The sequence below is a fragment of the Pseudomonas sp. PS01270 genome, from assembly GCF_029959775.1.
In the GTDB taxonomy this organism is placed as follows: domain Bacteria; phylum Pseudomonadota; class Gammaproteobacteria; order Pseudomonadales; family Pseudomonadaceae; genus Aquipseudomonas; species Aquipseudomonas atacamensis.
Genome location: NZ_JASCPT010000006.1, coordinates 1 through 18638 on the forward strand (window position 1 = coordinate 1; position 18638 = coordinate 18638).

The 18638-nt window shown below is 59.2% G+C and carries 20 protein-coding genes and 1 other RNA gene; 14 read left to right on the plus strand and 7 right to left on the minus strand.

What is annotated here, in order from left to right; translation table 11 throughout:
- Positions 1-167: 167 nt before the first annotated feature.
- On the minus strand, positions 168-602 hold the full coding sequence (locus QMX86_RS03775) for a DUF1043 family protein (protein WP_016773251.1): 435 nt from the start codon (positions 600-602) through the stop codon (positions 168-170).
- A gap of 144 nt (positions 603-746) precedes the next feature.
- Here QMX86_RS03775 and QMX86_RS03780 point away from each other — a divergent pair, with 144 nt between their 5' ends.
- From QMX86_RS03780 to zapE, 3 genes are all read left to right on the plus strand, one after another.
- Positions 747-1376, plus strand: a complete 630-nt coding sequence (locus tag QMX86_RS03780) for an alpha/beta fold hydrolase (RefSeq protein ID WP_282387292.1) — start codon at positions 747-749, stop codon at positions 1374-1376.
- A gap of 24 nt (positions 1377-1400) precedes the next feature.
- The gene (locus QMX86_RS03785) at positions 1401-2756 is read left to right on the plus strand and encodes a tryptophan--tRNA ligase (RefSeq protein WP_282387290.1); all 1356 of its coding nucleotides are present in this window, start codon (positions 1401-1403) and stop codon (positions 2754-2756) included.
- A gap of 90 nt (positions 2757-2846) precedes the next feature.
- The gene (zapE, locus tag QMX86_RS03790; protein ID WP_016773254.1) at positions 2847-3941 is read left to right on the plus strand and encodes a cell division protein ZapE; all 1095 of its coding nucleotides are present in this window, start codon (positions 2847-2849) and stop codon (positions 3939-3941) included.
- A gap of 222 nt (positions 3942-4163) precedes the next feature.
- On the opposite strand, the gene QMX86_RS03795 is transcribed toward zapE, so the two are convergent.
- Positions 4164-5060, minus strand: a complete 897-nt coding sequence (locus QMX86_RS03795; RefSeq protein ID WP_162999820.1) for a GlxA family transcriptional regulator — start codon at positions 5058-5060, stop codon at positions 4164-4166.
- Positions 5061-5310: 250 nt separating this feature from the next.
- Between QMX86_RS03795 and QMX86_RS03800 the strand changes: the two genes are divergently transcribed.
- On the plus strand, positions 5311-6447 hold the full coding sequence (locus QMX86_RS03800; RefSeq protein ID WP_073473472.1) for an acyl-CoA dehydrogenase family protein: 1137 nt from the start codon (positions 5311-5313) through the stop codon (positions 6445-6447).
- A gap of 156 nt (positions 6448-6603) precedes the next feature.
- On the opposite strand, the gene QMX86_RS03805 is transcribed toward QMX86_RS03800, so the two are convergent.
- The gene (locus QMX86_RS03805; protein WP_282383598.1) at positions 6604-7644 is read right to left on the minus strand and encodes an NADP(H)-dependent aldo-keto reductase; all 1041 of its coding nucleotides are present in this window, start codon (positions 7642-7644) and stop codon (positions 6604-6606) included.
- Between the two features lie 244 nt (positions 7645-7888).
- Here QMX86_RS03805 and rplM point away from each other — a divergent pair, with 244 nt between their 5' ends.
- The 7 genes from rplM (at position 7889) to QMX86_RS03840 (ending at position 12778) form a co-directional block, all read left to right on the plus strand.
- Positions 7889-8317: a 50S ribosomal protein L13 gene (rplM, locus tag QMX86_RS03810; protein ID WP_003228062.1), complete on the plus strand. Its 429-nt coding sequence runs from the start codon at positions 7889-7891 to the stop codon at positions 8315-8317.
- Between the two features lie 14 nt (positions 8318-8331).
- Entirely contained in the window at positions 8332-8724 is a 393-nt protein-coding gene (rpsI, locus tag QMX86_RS03815) for a 30S ribosomal protein S9 (protein WP_003228056.1), read from the plus strand.
- 273 nt (positions 8725-8997) lie between these two features.
- Positions 8998-9591: a ubiquinol-cytochrome c reductase iron-sulfur subunit gene (gene petA, locus QMX86_RS03820; RefSeq protein ID WP_007917031.1), complete on the plus strand. Its 594-nt coding sequence runs from the start codon at positions 8998-9000 to the stop codon at positions 9589-9591.
- Positions 9591-10802: a cytochrome bc complex cytochrome b subunit gene (locus tag QMX86_RS03825; RefSeq protein ID WP_071173554.1), complete on the plus strand. Its 1212-nt coding sequence runs from the start codon at positions 9591-9593 to the stop codon at positions 10800-10802. The genes petA and QMX86_RS03825 overlap by 1 nt, the downstream gene beginning before the upstream one ends.
- Positions 10802-11584, plus strand: a complete 783-nt coding sequence (locus tag QMX86_RS03830; RefSeq protein ID WP_024014251.1) for a cytochrome c1 — start codon at positions 10802-10804, stop codon at positions 11582-11584. Before QMX86_RS03825 ends, QMX86_RS03830 begins: the two co-directional genes overlap by 1 nt.
- 146 nt (positions 11585-11730) lie before the next feature.
- Complete coding sequence (locus QMX86_RS03835) at positions 11731-12348, plus strand: glutathione S-transferase N-terminal domain-containing protein (RefSeq protein WP_007961620.1); 618 nt, start codon at positions 11731-11733, stop codon at positions 12346-12348.
- Positions 12349-12364: 16 nt separating this feature from the next.
- Positions 12365-12778, plus strand: coding sequence for a ClpXP protease specificity-enhancing factor (locus tag QMX86_RS03840; protein ID WP_016773263.1), 414 nt, complete (start codon positions 12365-12367; stop codon positions 12776-12778).
- A gap of 48 nt (positions 12779-12826) precedes the next feature.
- Here the strand turns inward: QMX86_RS03840 and QMX86_RS03845 are convergent, their stop codons facing one another.
- The 4 genes from QMX86_RS03845 to QMX86_RS03860 all read right to left on the minus strand — a co-directional run bounded on the left by QMX86_RS03845 (position 12827) and on the right by QMX86_RS03860 (position 16270).
- Positions 12827-13405 carry a BON domain-containing protein gene (locus QMX86_RS03845; protein WP_024014250.1) on the minus strand — a complete coding sequence of 193 codons (579 nt, stop codon included), beginning with the start codon at positions 13403-13405 and terminating at the stop codon, positions 12827-12829.
- Positions 13402-13995, minus strand: a complete 594-nt coding sequence (locus QMX86_RS03850) for a phosphoheptose isomerase (protein WP_008082788.1) — start codon at positions 13993-13995, stop codon at positions 13402-13404. The genes QMX86_RS03845 and QMX86_RS03850 overlap by 4 nt, the downstream gene beginning before the upstream one ends.
- Positions 13996-14096: 101 nt before the next feature.
- Positions 14097-14459 (minus strand): YraN family protein, encoded by a 363-nt coding sequence (locus QMX86_RS03855; RefSeq protein ID WP_016773265.1) that lies wholly within the window; start codon positions 14457-14459, stop codon positions 14097-14099.
- On the minus strand, positions 14459-16270 hold the full coding sequence (locus QMX86_RS03860) for a penicillin-binding protein activator (RefSeq protein ID WP_095181681.1): 1812 nt from the start codon (positions 16268-16270) through the stop codon (positions 14459-14461). Before QMX86_RS03860 ends, QMX86_RS03855 begins: the two co-directional genes overlap by 1 nt.
- A 177-nt stretch (positions 16271-16447) precedes the next feature.
- Between QMX86_RS03860 and rsmI the strand changes: the two genes are divergently transcribed.
- The 3 genes from rsmI to mraZ all read left to right on the plus strand — a co-directional run bounded on the left by rsmI (position 16448) and on the right by mraZ (position 18638).
- Positions 16448-17353 carry a 16S rRNA (cytidine(1402)-2'-O)-methyltransferase gene (gene rsmI, locus QMX86_RS03865; RefSeq protein ID WP_282383587.1) on the plus strand — a complete coding sequence of 302 codons (906 nt, stop codon included), beginning with the start codon at positions 16448-16450 and terminating at the stop codon, positions 17351-17353.
- A gap of 73 nt (positions 17354-17426) precedes the next feature.
- Positions 17427-17780: RNase P RNA component class A (rnpB, locus tag QMX86_RS03870), an RNA gene on the plus strand.
- Positions 17781-18182: 402 nt separating this feature from the next.
- Entirely contained in the window at positions 18183-18638 is a 456-nt protein-coding gene (gene mraZ, locus QMX86_RS03875) for a division/cell wall cluster transcriptional repressor MraZ (protein WP_007917012.1), read from the plus strand.

Below are 18638 nucleotides of genomic sequence, written 5' to 3' on the forward strand. Positions count from 1 at the left end.
CCCACAGGTATTGGTGGTGTACCCAAAATCTGTGTTCCACACCTGGCCCCTGTGGGAGCGGGCTTGCCCGCGAAGAGGCCAGTGTTGTCACAGCAAAATCAGCCGATACAAAAAAGCCCCCGGGCACCAGCATTGTCCGGGGGCTTTTTTTTGGGCGCGAAACCCGGTTACTTCTTCAGACCATAATGCTCATCGAGCATGCCCGGCGAATTCGGGCTCTTCGGCGCGTAATCACGCGGTGGTTCCTGATCGCGCGGTGGCGTCAGGCGTTCGCGTGGTGCCTGCGCTGCGTCGGCGTGCAGGGCGGCGATCAGGCGCTGGCGGGTCTGCTCGTCCAGGGCCAGACGGTTGGCGCCCTCGGCGAGATGATCCTGCACTTCCTGATAGCTCTGGGTCAGCTTCTTGACCAGCATCGCGGTGCTGTTGAAGTGGGTGACCACTTCGTTCTGATAACTGTCGAAACGCTCCTGGATATCATCCAGTTGACGCTGCGTGCGGCTCGGTGCGGCGTTCGGCGCAACGCGCGCGATCAGGAATCCAATGGCGACACCCACAACCAGGGCAAGAGTCGGTAACAACCAAACTAAGAGCGAGTGTTCCACGAGTCCTTCCTCTATAAACGGCTTTGCTTTACGTTAACGGCTCGAACCTGCGCTGTATACCGCGATTCACTCGCAATAGATTGGCACAGACAATTTGCTAGACGAGTCGACCCGATTCGAGGTCACGGAGTTCCTCCCTTGCTGATGCGTGAAACCCCTGTAGTGATTGACGGCCCTGTCGGCCAAATTGAGGCTTTGTATCTGGATAACGAGCAGCCGCGCGGCATCGCGCTGATCTGCCATCCGAACCCGGTACAGGGCGGCACCATGCTCAACAAGGTCGTCTCGACCCTGCAGCGCACCGCGCGCGACGCAGGCCTGATCACCTTGCGTTTCAACTATCGCGGCGTCGGCGCCAGCCAGGGCACGCACGACATGGGCACCGGTGAAGTCGACGACGCTCAGGCCGCAGCTACATGGCTGCGGGAAAAACACCCGGATCTGCCGCTGACCCTGTTCGGTTTCTCCTTCGGCGGATTTGTTGCAGCAAGTCTCGGCGGCCGTCTCGAAGCCGAAGGCGTGCAGCTTGAGCACCTGTTCATGGTTGCCCCGGCGGTGATGCGTCTGGGCGAGCAGGATCAACTGCCGCAGCACGGCGGGTTGACCGTGATCCAGCCGGAAACCGATGAAGTCATCGATCCGCAACTGGTCTACCAGTGGTCGGAGCAACTCCAGCGCCCCCATGAGCTGCTGAAAGTGGCAGAATGCGGACACTTTTTTCACGGCAAGCTGACCGATCTCAAGGATCTGCTGCTGCCGCGTCTCTCGAATTGATTGCAGTCTGACAAGCGATTACCCATGACTAACCGTACCCGCATTCTCACCGGCATCACCACCACCGGCACGCCGCACCTGGGCAACTACGCCGGCGCGATTCGCCCGGCAATCCTCGCCAGCCGCGACAGCCAGGCCGATTCGTTCTATTTCCTGGCCGACTACCACGCCCTGATCAAATGCGATGACCCGCTGCGCATCCAGCGCTCGCGTCTGGAAATCGCCGCGACCTGGCTGGCCGGTGGCCTCGATGTCGATCGCGTGACCTTCTACCGCCAGTCCGACATCCCGGAAATCCCCGAGCTGACCTGGCTGCTGACTTGCGTCGCCGCCAAGGGCCTGCTCAACCGTGCGCACGCGTACAAGGCCTCGGTGGACAAGAACGTTGAAACCGGTGAAGACCCGGATGCCGGCATCACCATGGGCCTGTACAGCTATCCGGTGCTGATGGCCGCGGACATTCTGATGTTCAACGCGCACAAGGTGCCGGTCGGTCGCGATCAGATTCAGCACGTGGAAATGGCCCGTGATATCGGTCAGCGTTTCAACCATCTGTTCGGCCAGGGCAGAGAGTTCTTCACCATGCCCGAAGCGCTGATCGAAGAAACTGTGGCCACCTTGCCGGGCCTCGACGGTCGCAAGATGTCGAAGAGCTACGACAACACCATTCCGCTGTTCTCCAGCGCCAAGGAAATGAAGGACGCGATCTCGCGGATCGTCACCGACTCCAAGGCGCCGGGCGAAGCGAAAGATCCCGATAATTCGCACCTGTTCACTCTGTTCCAGGCCTTCGCCACACCGGCGCAGGCCGATGAATTCCGCGGTGAGCTGCTCGGTGGTCTGGGCTGGGGTGAGGCGAAGAATCGCCTGTTCCAGTTGCTCGACAACGATCTCGGCGAAGCGCGCGAGAAGTATCACCAGTTGATCGAGCGTCCTGCGGACCTGGAAGACATCCTGCAGATCGGTGCGAAGAAGGCCCGCGCCGTGGCCACGCCGTTCCTCAACGAATTGCGCGAAGCCGTTGGCCTGCGTTCCTTCGTCAATCAGGTTCAGGTCGCCGCGACTACCAAGAAAAAAGCCGCGAAAACCGCGCGTTTCGTCAGCTTCCGCGAGGACGACGGCAGCTTCCGATTCCGTCTGCTGGCGGCCGATGGCGAGCAATTGCTGCTGTCGCGCAACTTCGCCGACGGCAAAACTGCCGGCCAGGTGACCAAACAGTTGCAGTCCGGCGAGCCGCTGGACGTGCGTACTGAAGAATTGAGCTTCAGCGTCTGGCTGGCCGGTGAGTGCGTCGGCGACAGCCCGGCCTTCGCCGACGCTGCCGCGCGAGAAGCCGCCATCGAGGCGTTGCGCGTCGCACTGACTCCAGCTCAAGACTGATCGGCGGCACGACCCGACCAAGGGCCGATTGCCATTCCCACAGGCCGTCGCTACAGTGACGGCCCGTTTTTGTTGCCTTGCTAACGAATTATGACGCCCCTAGAACGATATCAAGCTGATCTGAAACGCCCGGATTTCTTCCATGACGCCGCGCAGGAAACTGCTGTGCGTCACTTGCAGCGTCTGTACGACGACTTGATCGCCGCTGACCAGAACAAGCCGGGTTTGCTCGGCAAGCTGTTTGGCAAAAAGGATCAGGCACCGGTCAAGGGCCTGTATTTCTGGGGTGGCGTCGGTCGCGGCAAGACTTACCTGGTCGACACCTTCTTCGAAGCGTTGCCGTTCAAGGAAAAGACCCGCACACACTTCCACCGTTTCATGAAGCGCGTGCACGAAGAAATGAAGACCCTGGGCGGCGAGAAGAACCCGCTGACCATCATCGCCAAGCGCTTCGCGGCCGAGTCGCGGGTGATCTGCTTCGATGAATTCTTCGTCTCCGACATCACCGACGCGATGATCCTCGGCACGCTGATGGAAGAGCTGTTCAAGAACGGCGTGACCCTCGTCGCGACGTCGAACATCGTTCCGGACGGCCTGTACAAGGATGGCCTGCAGCGCGCGCGCTTCCTCCCGGCGATCGCGTTGATCAAGCAGAACACCGAGATCGTCAACGTCGACAGCGGTGTTGACTATCGTCTGCGTCACCTCGAGCAAGCCGAGCTGTTCCACTATCCGCTCGACGAAGCCGCCCACGAAAGCCTGCGCAAGAGCTTCAAGGCACTGACGCCGGAGTGCACGGCGGCGGTGGAAAACGATGTGCTGATCATCGAGAACCGCGAAATCCGCGCCCTGCGTACCTGCGATGACGTGGCCTGGTTCGATTTCCGCGAACTGTGCGACGGCCCGCGCAGCCAGAACGACTACATCGAACTGGGCAAGATTTTCCACGCCGTGCTGCTCAGCGGCGTCGAGCAGATGAGCGTCACCACCGACGACATCGCCCGCCGCTTCATCAACATGGTCGACGAATTCTACGACCGCAACGTCAAGCTGATCATTTCTGCCGAAGTCGAGCTGAAGGATCTGTACACCGGCGGACGCCTGACCTTCGAGTTCCAGCGCACGCTGAGCCGGTTGCTGGAGATGCAATCCCACGAATTCCTGTCGCGGGCGCACAAGCCTTAAACGGAGTTTCGGCAACGAACAAGGCCTGCGATTGCAGGCCTTTTTATGCGCTGAAGTTTTTCCCTGTGGGAGCGAGCCTGCTCGCGAAGGCGCAGTAACTGATCGTTCCCACGCTCCGCGTGGGAATGCATCCCGTGACGCTCCGCGTCACTTGCGAGCCGGACGCAGAGCGTCCAGTGGCGGCATTCCCACGCAGAGCGTGGGAGCGATCATCAGGCCGGGTTACGCAGCCTGCTGAAACTGCTGCCGATACTGATTCGGCGACAGCTCGGTGTGCTGGCGGAACAGTCGCGCGAAGAAGCTCGCATCGTCGTAACCGACCTCATAACTGATGGTCTTGATGCTCTTGCGCGTGCCCGAAAGCAAGCCCTTGGCCGTCTCGATGCGCAGGCGCTGCAAGTAGTGCAGCGGTTTGTCGCCGGTGGCGGTCTGGAAGCGGCGCATGAAGTTGCGGATGCTCATGCCGTGCTCGCGGGCGACGTCTTCGAAGCGGAATTTGTCGGCGAAATGTTCTTCGAGCCATTGCTGGATCTGCAGGATGATCACGTCCTGATGCAGCTTCTGCCCACCGAAACCGATACGTCCCGGCGAATAGCTGCGCTGCACTTCGTAGAGGATGTCGCGGGCCACGGCTTGCGCCACGTTCGCGCCGCAGAAGCGTTCGATCAGATAGATATAGAGATCGCAGGCCGAGGTAGTACCGCCGGCGCAGTAGAGATTGTCGGCGTCGGTCAGGTGCTTGTCCTGATTCAGATAGACCTTGGGGAAACGTTCGGCGAAGGCATTGAAGAAGCGCCAGTAGGTGGTTGCTTCCTTGCCGTTGAGCAGCCCGGCTTCGGCGAGCCAGAACACCCCGGTGGCTTCGCCGCATAACACCGCGCCGCGCGCATGCTGTTCGCGCAGCCACGGCAGGATTTGCGGGTAACGGCTGCACAGCGTGTCGAAATCGTCCCAGAACGCCGGGAGGATGATTACGTCGGCGTTTTCCAGGCCGCCGTCGACCGGCATCACTACGTCGCTGAAGCTTTTTACCGGTTTGCCATCCGGGCTGACCAAGCGAGTTTCGAACGCCGGTGTCAGGCCGTGGCCCAGTTGTTTGCCGTAACGCAGGCTGGCCACATGGAAAAAATCCTTGGCCTGCATGAGGGTGTAAGCGAAAACCCGGTCGATGGCCAGGATGCTGACGCGCCGCAAGGGCGGGGAGACGTGCTTAGACATAATTCAACTTTTATTTTGTTTTTATAAGGGAAAGTGGTCACCAGACGGCTGGATCGTCTTATTTTTTGTCGGATGTGTCCAGTGTCCCGTAGCAGGAGTCGGGCTTAGTCTCTGAGAGCCGTATCCCTCCAACAACAAAGAAAGGTGCCGCATGATCCCCAGAACCCTGTTCAGCTCCGAGCACGAATTGTTCCGCGACAGCGTGCGAACTTTCCTCGAAAAAGAGGCCGTGCCGTATCACGCGCAGTGGGAGAAGCAGGGGCACATCGATCGCGCGCTGTGGAACAAGGCGGGGGAGGCGGGGATGCTCTGTTCGCATCTGCCGGAAGAGTACGGCGGGCTCGGCGCGGATTTCCTCTACAGCACTGTGGTGATTGAAGAAGTCGGGCGTCTGGGTCTGACCGGTATCGGTTTCTCGCTGCACTCGGACATCGTCGCGCCGTACATCCTGCATTACGGCAGCGAGGCGCTGAAACACAAATACCTGCCGAAACTGGTCTCGGGGGAAATGGTCACGGCGATCGCCATGACCGAGCCTGGCGCCGGTTCCGACCTGCAAGGGGTGAAAACCACGGCGGTGCTCGACGGTGACGAATATGTGATCAACGGTTCGAAAACCTTTATCACCAACGGCTTTCTGGCTGACCTGGTGATCGTGGTGGCCAAGACCGACCCGAAGGCCGGTGCCAAGGGCACCAGCCTGTTTTTGGTGGAGGCGAATACGCCGGGCTTCGAGAAGGGCAAGCGCCTGGAGAAGGTCGGCATGAAGGCGCAGGACACCTCGGAACTGTTCTTCCAGGACGTGCGCGTGCCGAAGGAGAACCTTCTCGGGCAGGCGGGGGCCGGGTTTGCCTATCTGATGCAGGAGTTACCGCAAGAGCGCCTGACCGTGGCGATTGGCGGCCTGGCCTCGGCTGAAGCAGCGTTGCAATGGACGCTGGATTACACCCGTGATCGCAAGGCGTTCGGCAAGTCGATTGCCGATTTCCAGAACACCCGCTTCAAACTGGCCGAGATGGCTACCGAGATCCAGATCGGCCGGGTCTTCGTCGATCGCTGCCTGGAGCTGCATCTGCAGGGCAAACTCGATGTGCCGACGGCGGCGATGGCCAAATATTGGGGCACCGACCTGCAATGCAAAGTGCTCGACGAATGCGTGCAACTGCATGGCGGCTACGGCTTCATGTGGGAATACCCGGTGGCCCGGGCGTGGGCGGATGCGCGGGTGCAGCGGATTTACGCCGGCACCAATGAAATCATGAAGGAGATTATTGCGCGGTCGCTTTGATGATCGTTCCCACGCTCTGCGTGGGAATGCCGCCGGGGACGCTCCGCGTTCCGCTGTTGAGGTAATCCGACTGGCCTCTTCGCGAGCAGGCTCGCTCCCACAGGTACAGTGTTCCACTGTGGGAGCGAGCCTGCTCGCGAAGCTTTTGGCGGTCAGTTACGGCGCGGGATTCGGATGATCCTTGTGAATCGCCTCAATCCCGGCCAGCACTTCATCGGACAGTTTCAGATCAAAACTGGCAATGTTGCTGTCCAGTTGCTCAAGCGTCGTCGCGCCAATGATGTTGCTGGTGACGAAGGGTTGCTGGGTCACGAAGGCCAGGGCCATTTGCGCCGGATCCAGACCGTGTTCGCGGGCCAGTGCAACGTAACGGCTGCACGCCGCTTCGGATTGCGGGTTGAAATAGCGGCTGAAGCGGCTGTAGAGGCTCAGACGGCCTTTCGGTGGACGGGCGCCGCTTTCGTATTTGCCGGAGAGGAAACCGAACGCCAGTGGCGAGTAGGCGAGCAAGCCGCACTGTTCGCGAATGGCGATCTCGGCCAAGCCGACTTCGAAGCTGCGGTTGAGCAGGTTGTACGGGTTCTGGATCGACACCGCACGCGGCCAGCCACGGGCTTCGGCCAGAGCGAGGAAGCGCATGGTGCCCCACGGCGTCTCGTTGGACAGACCGATGTGGCGGATCTTGCCGGCCTTCACCTGTTCGTCGAGGGCTTCGAGGGTGTCTTCCAGCGGCGTCAGGTTGGCTTCGATCTTGTGCTTATACCCCAGCTGTCCGAAAAAGTTGGTGCTGCGTTCCGGCCAGTGCAATTGATACAGATCGATATAATCGGTCTGCAGACGCTTGAGGCTGCCGTCCAGTGCTTCGGTGATGTGCTGACGGTTGTGGCGCAGGTTCTTGTCGCGAATGTAGTCGATGGTGTTGCCGGGGCCGGCGATCTTGCTGGCGAGGATCCAGTCGGCGCGATCACCGCGACTCTTGAAGTAATTGCCGATGTAGCGCTCGGTGGTGGCGTAGGTTTCGGCTTTTGGCGGCACCGGGTACATTTCGGCGGTGTCGAGGAAATTGATCCCGGCTTCCTTGGCCCTTTCGATCTGGGCGAAGGCTTCAGCCTCAGTGTTTTGCTCGCCCCAGGTCATGGTGCCGAGGCAGATTGCACTCACATTCAGGTCGGTACGGCCTAGCTGGCGATAGTCCATCGGGTGCTCCTTGGGCAAAACAATCATAAAAGCAGGTTGAAAAATTTTTCGCAATCTGCATAATTGCCGACCTCTTTCTGCAGTGGAAGTGATGCGCCGCCGCCGAAGAATCTTGCCGTTGAACGGACGCGCCGACCCGAGCCCCCGAAAGCGTCTGTATCCGGCTGCCTTTGACTTGTCAAAGTACGCACTATTCAGTAAGATCCGCCGTCTTATTTACAGGCGGCCCCTGAGGCTATAAAGAATGAAAACTTTTACTGCTAAACCGGAAACAGTAAAGCGCGACTGGTTTGTCGTCGACGCTGCTGGTCAGACCCTGGGTCGTCTGGCCACCGAAATCGCGAGCCGTCTGCGTGGCAAGCACAAGCCTGAGTACACTCCTCACGTTGACACCGGCGACTACATCGTCGTCATCAACGCCGAGCAGATCCGTGTTACCGGCGCTAAAACCACTGACAAAATGTACTACTCCCACTCCGGTTTCCCGGGCGGCATCAAGTCGATCAACTTTGAAAAGCTGATCGCCAAAGCCCCTGAGCGCGTGATCGAGACCGCGGTTAAAGGCATGCTGCCTAAAAACCCACTGGGTCGCGACATGTACCGTAAGCTGAAAGTCTATGCGGGCGCTGCACACCCTCATACTGCTCAGCAGCCCCAAGAACTGAAGATTTAACGGAATAGTTCATTATGTCGGCGACTCAAAATTACGGCACTGGCCGTCGCAAGACCGCAACCGCACGCGTTTTCCTGCGTCCGGGTACTGGTAACATCTCCATCAACAACCGTTCGCTGGATAACTTCTTCGGCCGCGAAACTGCCCGCATGGTAGTTCGTCAGCCGCTGGAGCTGACCGAGACTGTCGAGAAGTTCGACATCTACGTCACCGTGATCGGCGGTGGTGTAAGTGGTCAGGCTGGCGCAATCCGCCACGGCATCACTCGCGCTCTGATGGACTACGACGAAACCCTGCGTAGCGCTCTGCGCAAAGCTGGCTTCGTTACCCGCGACGCCCGTGAAGTTGAACGTAAGAAAGTTGGTCTGCGTAAAGCGCGTAAGCGTCCGCAGTACTCGAAGCGTTAATTCCGCTTCCACGTTCAAAAAAGAACGCCCGCCTCCTCACGGAAGCGGGCGTTTTTTTATGCCTGCGATTTATCAAAGAATTGCGTTGTGACAACTTGCCACAGCCGTAGACCCCCTATACTCCAAGGCTTAAGGGGCTGAGCCCCGGGGAATTAACCTTGTCAGAATTGGGGGTTTTCATTACCATTCGGGCAAAATTTTTATAAGTAACATTTGATTTATTTAGTAGACGCCTGATTTAACAGGCCAAAAAAGCTGATGGGAGAGGACTGAATGAGCAATGACGGCGTGAATGCAGGCCGGCGTCGCTTCCTGGTGGCAGCCACATCCGTGGTGGGTGCTGCAGGAGCGGTGGGGGCTGCGGTCCCGTTCGTGGGGTCATGGTTTCCCAGTGCCAAGGCGAAAGCTGCCGGTGCACCGGTGAAAGTGAATGTCAGCAAAATCGAGCCAGGCCAGCAGATGATTGCTGAATGGCGCGGCCAGCCGGTGTTCATTGTCCGCCGTACCGAGGAAATCCTGGGGAATCTCAAGAAGATCGAGGGTCAGCTCTCCGATCCGACCTCCAAAAACTCCACGCAACCCACTTATGTCGACCCTGAAGTACGCTCGATCAAGCCGGAAATTCTCCTGCTGATCGGGATCTGTACGCACCTGGGTTGCTCACCGACCTTCCGTCCCGAAGTGGCACCTGCGGATCTGGGCAAAGACTGGGTAGGCGGCTATTTCTGCCCGTGCCACGGTTCCCACTACGATCTGGCTGGCCGCGTCTACAAGTCGCAACCTGCGCCTTTGAACCTGCCAGTTCCCCCGCATTCCTATGAGACCGATGACCTGATTGTCATTGGCGTCGATACGGAGAAAGCGTGATGAGCAAGTTCATGGATTGGGTTGATGCGCGCTTTCCCGCGACCAAAATGTGGGAAGACCATCTCAGCAAGTATTACGCACCAAAAAACTTCAACTTCTTCTATTTCTTCGGCTCGCTGGCGCTGCTGGTGCTGGTCAACCAGATCGTCACCGGTGTCTGGCTGACGATGAGTTACACGCCGTCGGCAGAAGAAGCCTTTGCTTCCGTTGAATACATCATGCGCGACGTCGAGTACGGCTCGATCCTGCGTCTGCTGCACTCGACCGGCGCTTCGGCGTTTTTCATCGTCGTCTATCTGCACATGTTCCGCGGCCTGCTCTACGGCTCGTACCAGAAACCGCGCGAGCTGGTCTGGGTGTTCGGCATGCTGATTTACCTGGCACTGATGGCCGAAGCGTTCATGGGTTACCTGCTGCCGTGGGGCCAGATGTCGTACTGGGGTGCCCAGGTGATCATCTCGCTGTTCGGTGCGATTCCGCTGATCGGCGATGACCTGACGCAGTGGATTCGTGGTGACTACCTGATCTCCGGAATCACCCTGAACCGCTTCTTCGCCTTGCACGTGGTCGCGCTGCCAATCGTGATTCTCGGTCTGGTGGTCTTGCACATTCTGGCGCTGCACGAAGTCGGTTCGAACAACCCTGACGGCGTCGATATCAAGAAGCACAAAGACGAAAACGGCATCCCGCTGGACGGCATTGCGTTCCACCCGTACTACACGGTGAAGGACATTGTCGGCGTTGTGGTGTTCCTGTTCATCTTCTGCTTCATTGTGTTCTTCTTCCCGGAAATGGGCGGCTACTTCCTCGAAAAACCTAACTTCGAGCCGGCCAACCCGTTCAAGACGCCTGAGCACATTGCCCCGGTCTGGTACTTCACGCCGTTCTACGCAATCCTGCGTGCGGTGCCGGACAAACTCCTGGGCGTTATCGCCATGGGTGCGGCGATTGCGGTGCTGTTCGTGCTGCCTTGGCTGGATCGCAGTCCGGTGAGATCGATGCGCTACAAGGGCTGGATGAGCAAAATCTGGCTGGTGGTGTTCTGCATCTCCTTCGTGATTCTTGGCATCCTTGGCGTTCTGGCGCCGACGCCGGGGCGCACGTTGCTGTCGCAGGTCTGCACCTTCCTGTATTTCGCCTACTTCATTCTGATGCCGTTCTACACCCGGCTCGAGAAGACCAAACCGGTTCCGGAAAGGGTGACTGGCTGATGAAAAAGTTATTTCTTGCTCTGATTTTTGCTGCGCTGCCTTCCCTGGTTTTTGCTGCCGAGGGTCATGGTCCGGAACTGGAAAGTGTCGATATCGACGTCTCCGACAAAGCCGCCCTGCAGGATGGTGCGCGGACCTTTGCCAACTATTGCATGGGTTGCCACAGTGCCAAGTTCCAGCGTTACGAGCGCGTCGCCGATGACCTCGGCATCCCGCACGAGTTGATGCTGGAGAAGCTGGTGTTCACCGGTGCCAAGATTGGCGACCACATGAACATCGGCATGCAACCAGCCGACGCCAAGACCTGGTTCGGCGCAGCGCCGCCGGACCTGACTCTGGTAGCGCGAGTACGCGGCACTGACTGGCTGTACGGTTACCTGAAGTCGTTCTATGAAGACCCGGCGCGTCCATGGGGCGTGAACAACAAGGTCTTCCCGAACGTCGGCATGCCTAACGTGCTGGTCGGCCTGCAAGGTCGTCAGGTCGTCGGCTGCAAACAGGTGCAGATCGTCGAGGACGGCAAGAAGCAATACGATCCGCTGACCGGCACGCCGCTGACCCATGAAGCGTGCGATCAGTTGACCATCGTGCCGAAGTCCGGTGCTCTGAACGAAGAGCAGTTCGATGAGAAGGTCAAGAATCTGGTAACCTTCCTGGCTTACTCGGCTAACCCGGTTAAGCTGCAACATCAGCGCATCGGTACTTATGTCTTGCTGTACCTGGCGTTCTTCTTTGTGTTCGCCTACCTGCTCAAGCGTGAATACTGGAAAGACGTGCACTGATACGCTTCAAGCATTGCTGTTAATCGCGCGCGCCCAAGGGCGCCTCCGCTAAAGCAGGATCTGCTCAGTCAGACCCTGCGGGAGGTGCCCTCTGGGCGCGCGCGTTTTTCCGGTTCCGACAAATTCAACAAGCGAGGAGGATCGCCATGGGCGTGACCAATCGGTTGGCCTGTTACTCCGACCCCGCCGACCACTATTCCCACCGAGTGCGCATCGTGCTTGCAGAGAAGGGTGTCAGCGCCGAAATCATTTACGTGGAAGCGGGCCGCCAGCCGCCTAAACTGATTGAGGTGAACCCTTACGGCAGTCTGCCGACGCTGGTCGATCGTGACCTGGCGTTGTGGGAGTCGACCGTGGTGATGGAGTATCTGGATGAGCGTTACCCGCACCCGCCGCTGATGCCGGTTTATCCGGTGGCGCGGGCCAACAGCCGTCTGCTGATCCACAGGATTCAGCGTGACTGGTGCGGGCTGGTGGATCTGATTCTGGATCCCAAGAGCAAAGAGGCTGCACGGGTCGTGGCGCGCAAGGAACTGCGCGAAAGCCTGACCGGCGTTTCGCCGCTGTTCGCCGACAAACCGTTCTTCCTCAGTGAGGAACAAAGTCTGGTGGATTGCTGCCTATTACCCATACTCTGGCGTTTGCCGATTCTGGGTATTGAACTGCCGCGGCCGGCCAAGCCGCTGCTTGATTATATGGAGCGCCAGTTTGCGCGTGAGGCTTTCCAGGCGAGTCTGTCTGGTGTCGAACGCGATATGCGCTAAGGCTTAAGGAGCCGCTATGAACTCCAGTCGACCTTATCTGGTCCGCGCGCTCTACGAGTGGATTGTGGATAACGATTGCACCCCGCACATGCTGGTCAACTCCGAGTACCCGGCGGTGCAGGTGCCACAGGGTTTTGCCAGTGACGGCCAGATCGTCCTGAACATCTCGCCGAGTGCCGTGCGTCATCTGCACATGGATAACGACGTGGTGACGTTCGAAGGCCGCTTCGGCGGTGTTCCGCACAGTCTCTACGTGCCGATCAGCGCGATCCTGGGCATTTATGCGCGGGAGAACGGCCAGGGCATGGTGTTTGACCTCGAGTTGCCGATGGACGACGAGGAAGACATCGATCCGGATGACGACTCGCCGCCACCGGGCAGCGAGCCGCCACGCCCGAGTGGCCGGCCAAGCTTGAAGGTTGTGAAATAAAAAAAGGCGATCCGGATGGATCGCCTTTTTTGTGTCTGCCTTTTACGGTCAGTCGATGTATTCGAACAGCTTCACAATCTTCTGCACACCAGACACACCCTGAACCAGATTGGTTGCCTGAGTGGCTTCCTGTTTGGTCAGCAGGCCCAGCAGGTAGACGATGCCGTTCTCGGTCACGACTTTGATGCGCGAGCCAGGAATGCTGGCGTCGGTGAGCATCTGGGTCTTGATCTTGGTGGTCAGCCACGCGTCGTTCTGGCGCGCGAGCAGGGAGGACGGTTGCAGCACTTGCAGTTCGTTGTGCACCTTCTTCACGCGCTGGACGTTGGCGGCGGCCTGTTCGGCTTTGGCCTTGAGGTCTTCGCGCGGAGTCTGGCCGGCGAGCAGGACCACGCCGTTGAAGCTGGTGATGACAATGTGCGAGTCGTTGTCCAGTGCCGGATCGGCCTTGGCGATGTTCACGCCCGCTTTGGTTTCGATCAGCGAGTCGTCGATCTTGCTGCCGAAGGTGCGCGTGCCACGGTCGTCTTCGATCGGCGCTTCACGGCTGGCATTCACCACCGAAGTGCAGCCGCTGATGCCGAGGCACAGGGTCAAGGCCAGAAGGCCAAGGCGATTAGGGGTCATTCTTCACTCCCGAACAGTTGGCTGTCGATCAGATCGCAAAGGCAATGGATCGCCAGCAAGTGGACTTCCTGAATACGTGCAGTGACGTTGGCCGGTACGCGAATCTCGACGTCCTCGGGCAACAGCAGCGACGCCATGCCGCCGCCATCGCGTCCGGTCAAAGCTACGACAATCATTTCGCGATCATGTGCGGCCTGGATCGCTTGAATAATGTTCGCCGAGTTGCCGCTGGTCGAAATCGCCAGCAACACATCGCCCGGCTGGCCGAGCGCGCGGATCTGCTTGGAGAACACTTCGTTGTAGCTGTAATCGTTGGCGATCGAAGTGATCGTCGAAGTGTCGGTAGTCAGCGCAATCGCCGGCAGACTCGGACGCTCGCGCTCGAAGCGGTTGAGCAGCTCCGAAGAAAAATGCTGGGCATCGCCGGCCGAGCCACCGTTGCCGCACGAGAGCATTTTGCCTTCGTTGAGCAGGGCATTGACCATGATCTGGCTGGCTTGCTCGATGTGCGGTGCAAGTACGTCCATCGCCTGTTGCTTGGTGTCGATACTGGCCTGGAAAAGCTGGCGAATTCGGGATTGCATGTCCATCTGTGTGACCTTAAGTGGCGCGGCTGTTCGGCACGTGAATGTGCAGCCGGCAAAGCAAAGAGCAAAATGTGTCGGACGAAAACAGGGCAGGGTGCAGGCGATCAACTGTCGAAAGCATTCTGCAACCAGTTCAGCTGATTCGGGTGGCTGTCGATCGCCACCACATCGAAGCGGCAGGGGGAATTGGCCCAACGCGACTCGCGCTGAAGAAAATACTGTGCTGCAAAGATCAGTTTCTGCTGCTTGCGCTCGTCGATACTGGCGAGCGCGCCACCCCATTGAGTGTTTTTTCTGTAGCGAACTTCAACGAATACTACTGTATCGCCATCAAGCATGACCAGATCAAGCTCGCCGCGTTTGCATAACCAGTTCTGCGCCAACAGGCGCAGACCTTGTTGTTGCAGATGTTCGAGCGCTTGGCGCTCGGCATCCTTGCCGCTTTGCGAGCGTGACCTGTCGGGCATCAGCGCGGTGTGTCCGGCAGGCGCTGCACCTGACCGCTGACGAACTGTGCCCACGGCAACTGGCGCACAACGCGCTGGGTCTGGGTCATGCCGAGGCTGCCCGACTGACCTTCGATGCGGCTGTCCGGCAGGGCCTTGAGTTGGCCCAGGCGCGGGGCCAGGCGATAGGCGTCGGCGCCCATGGCGTACAGGCGACCGAGGCTGCCATTGGCTTGCGGCCATTGCGCAGCCACTTGCTGGCGCAGCGGATCGCTGGTTTCCAGCAGCCATGGGGTTTCGCAGAAGCGAATGCCGTTCATGTCGTTGTACTGGTTGACGTCGCCGCTGGCGCTGTACACATGGGAGGTCGCGTAGACGGGAACGTCGCCGGCGTACTGGAAGTTCAGGGTCGGCTTGATCTGCTGGGCCTGTTGCGGCGTCGCGGCCAAGAAGATGAATTCGATGTCCTGGCGACGCGAAGGCTGGGCGGCGACATTGGTGCCGGCAACATTCTGCAGGCTCTTGGCGCGGGCTTCGCTCTGACGCAGCTGGAACATGTCGGCGATCTGCTGGGCCAGTTGCACCGGCTGATCGACACGCTCGGTGGCAACGATACTGCCGCCATTGGCTTGCCAGTCCTGGCTGAAGGCACGCAGGACGCGATCGCCCCATTCGCCTTTCGGCACCATGATCGCGGCGCGATGCAGGCCGTCGGCACGAGCGCGACGGGAAACTTCGCGAGCTTCGTCTTCAGCCGCCAGACCGAACTGGAACAGTTGCGCCGGGCCTTGCTCGCCTTCGCTGTAGTTCAGCGCCAGGGTGGTGATTGGCAGTTGCGGGCGAGTGCTCAGTTGCTTGACCAGTGGTTTTTCCAGCGGGCCGACTACCAGTTGCACGCCGTCAGCTTGTGCCTTGCGATAGAACTCGTCCATCGAGGTCAGCTTCGAGCTGTCGTAGAACTCGATGGCAGGTGGGTTCTGGCCGGCCTGTTGCGCCTGATAATGCGCGGCCATGAAGCCTTCACGCAGCGCTTTGCCGACCGACGCCAACTGGCCGTCCTGTGGCAGCAGCAGGGCGATTTTGCTCAGTGGCTGGCTGGCCAGTTCCTTGAGCTTGGTCAGCGGCAGCGGCAGGTTGATCGCCGCCGGGTGCTTTGGATTCTGCGCACGCCAGTTGTCGATCGCGGCTTGTTGCTGTTCCAGCGTGCCTGCGGTTTTCACCGCTTGCGCCAGTGCCATCCAACCGCCGAGATCGTCGGTGTTGTTCGGTTGCAATTGATCGGTTGGCAGCGAAGCGATCAGGGTCCAGATCGCTTCGTGATTCTTGCTCGCCGCTTCGCCTTCCAGCATCGGCGCGATGAACACACGCTCACGGGCAGCGGCCAGTGTCTGGCCGTCGGCTTCAAGGGCGCGGGCGTGAACAGTGCCAGTGCGCACTTGCTGCTCTTCCGGCATTTCGCTGAGCTTCTGGAAGCTTGGATGGCTCAGGGCGGTCAGCGCAGCTTTCGGCTGATTGCGCGTCATGGCCAGTTCGGCGGACAGCGTATTGGCGAAAATCTGCTGGCCTGGCTTGAGTTGCTCCACCGGCACTTGTTGCAGGATTTGCGCGGACTGGCCGGCATTGCCTTGGCGGTAAGCCTGGTCCGCCGCGCTCAGGCGCAGCAGCGCGGCTTGTTCCGGGGTTTTAGCCTGGGCAGCCTGTTCGAGCAGTTGCTCGATGCTGGCGTCCGGAGTCCGTGGAAGTTCGCCAAGGCTGGAGGAAGGGGAGCTGGCACACGCGGCCAACAAGGCAGCGAGGCAGAGGGCAGTGAACAGCCGCAGGCAAGCGATCATGTAAGTGTTCCTGATACTCGATCAAATTAGCGTGGAATTGTACCCAAGCACTGGCCGGGGCGCGATGTTACTGGCGTGAATCGGTCAATTTAGCTGGAGTAAATGTTGCGGCAGCGCACAACCGGGCGAAAAACCACACTCGGCCGGAGCGCATCGCAAGCCTCATGACGCGCTACAATGGCCGCTTTTACCGATCACGAGGTGTGCGCTTTGACTGCTCCAGGTCCTTTGAATTCCGCTGCTGGCTCGCTTTATGTGGTGGCGACGCCCATCGGCAACCTGGACGACATCAGCGCCCGGGCCTTGAAGATCCTTCGTGAGGTGGCCCTGATTGCAGCGGAAGACACGCGGCATTCGGCGCGCCTGATGCAGCACTTCGGCATCGGCACGCCGCTGGCCGCATGTCACGAACACAACGAACGGGATGAGGGTAGCCGCTTTATTACCCGGTTGCTGGCGGGCGACAACGTCGCGCTGATCTCCGATGCCGGCACGCCGCTTATCTCCGATCCGGGTTATCACCTGGTGCGTCAGGCCCGTGCGGCCGGCATCAACGTAGTGCCCGTGCCGGGTGCCTGTGCGTTGATCGCAGCGCTGTCGGCGGCGGGCTTGCCGTCCGACCGTTTTATCTTCGAAGGTTTTCTGCCGGCCAAGTCGGTCGGGCGCAAGGCGCGGCTGGAAGCAGTCAAAGAAGAGCCGCGCACCCTGATTTTCTATGAGGCGCCGCATCGCATTCTCGAATGCCTGCAGGATATGGAAGCAGCGTTTGGCGGCGAGCGTCAGGCTCTGCTGGCGCGGGAAATCACCAAAACCTTCGAAACCCTCAAAGGCCTGCCGCTCAGCGAACTGCGTGCGTTCGTCGAGTCCGACAGCAATCAGCAGCGCGGCGAGTGCGTGGTGCTGGTGGCCGGCTGGACCGCGCCGGAGTCGGAGGACGCGGTCAGCAGCGAAGCCATGCGCATCCTCGATCTGCTATTGGAGGAAATGCCGCTCAAGCGCGCCGCCGCACTGGCAGCGCAAATCACCGGCGAGCGCAAAAACGTGCTGTATCAGGTCGCGCTGGATAAACAGAAAGGCGTGTAAGCCGTCGCCCATGGCGGTCTGGAGGGTTTTAGCGCTTGTTCTTCCGGCGCTCTGCCGTTAACCTTCGCGGCGGAGAGTCGATCGGACAGTCGCTGCCCTCTATGAAAATTAGGGGGGGGAGGAAAGTCCGGGCTCCATAGGGCGAAGTGCCAGGTAATGCCTGGGAGGCGTGAGCCTACGGAAAGTGCCACAGAAAATAACCGCCTAAGCGCGCAAGCGCCGGTAAGGGTGAAAAGGTGCGGTAAGAGCGCACCGCACGTCTGGCAACAGTTCGTGGCTAGGTAAACCCCACTTGGAGCAAGACCAAATAGGGTCCCAAGGCGTGGCCCGCGCTGGGACCGGGTAGGTTGCTAAAGATGTCCAGTGATGGCCATCGTAGACGAATGACTGTTCAAGACAGAACCCGGCTTACAGATCGACTCTCCACCTTTTTCTTTCCCTGCTTGAAACAAAGAAGACGTGGCTGTGTAATATCAGCCGGCCTGGTCTGAAACTCCGGCAGCGGCAAACGCGGTAATAGCCTTTTCCCACCCTGCTTCAATCAACAGCCGAAGCGCCTTTGTAATACCGAAAAAATCTTACTCTTAACAAACTACTTTAACTTTCGAGCGCAGCTTTCAGTGCTGCATCAAGTTATTGGTCGAAACTTCACGTCAGATTCTCGTTGAGCCTCCTTTTACGTCGCTAAATCTCCGTTCTGTAAGGCTTTTCCTTTAATCCGCGCCTTGACGGTGTGGTGGGCGCATTCCTATAGTGTGCGCAAGTGGCGGAAAGTGGCATGAAGTGGGTTTTTTGAGCTCAAAACGATAAAAATTGGAGAAACGCTGACGTGTTTCGCGGAGCTAACGCTATCAGTCTCGATGCAAAGGGCCGTCTCGCCATGCCGAGCCGGTACCGTGACGAGCTCGATTCGCGCAGTTCCGGCCAATTGATCGTGACCATTGATGCCGTTGATCCATGCCTGTGTGTCTATCCGCTCGATGAGTGGGAAATTATTGAAACCAAGTTGCGCGCACTCCCTTCGCTTCGCGAAGAGAACCGTCGTCTGCAACGTTTATTGATTGGTAATGCCGTCGACCTCGAACTCGATGGCAGTGGTCGTTTCCTGGTTCCGCCGCGTTTGCGCGAATACGCCAAGCTCGATAAGCGCGCGATGCTGGTCGGCCAACTGAACAAGTTCCAATTGTGGGACGAGGATGCATGGAATGCGGTATCTGCCGCTGACCTTGCTGCTATTCAACAACCGGGCGCGATGCCTGATGAACTGCGTGATTTGATCCTGTGA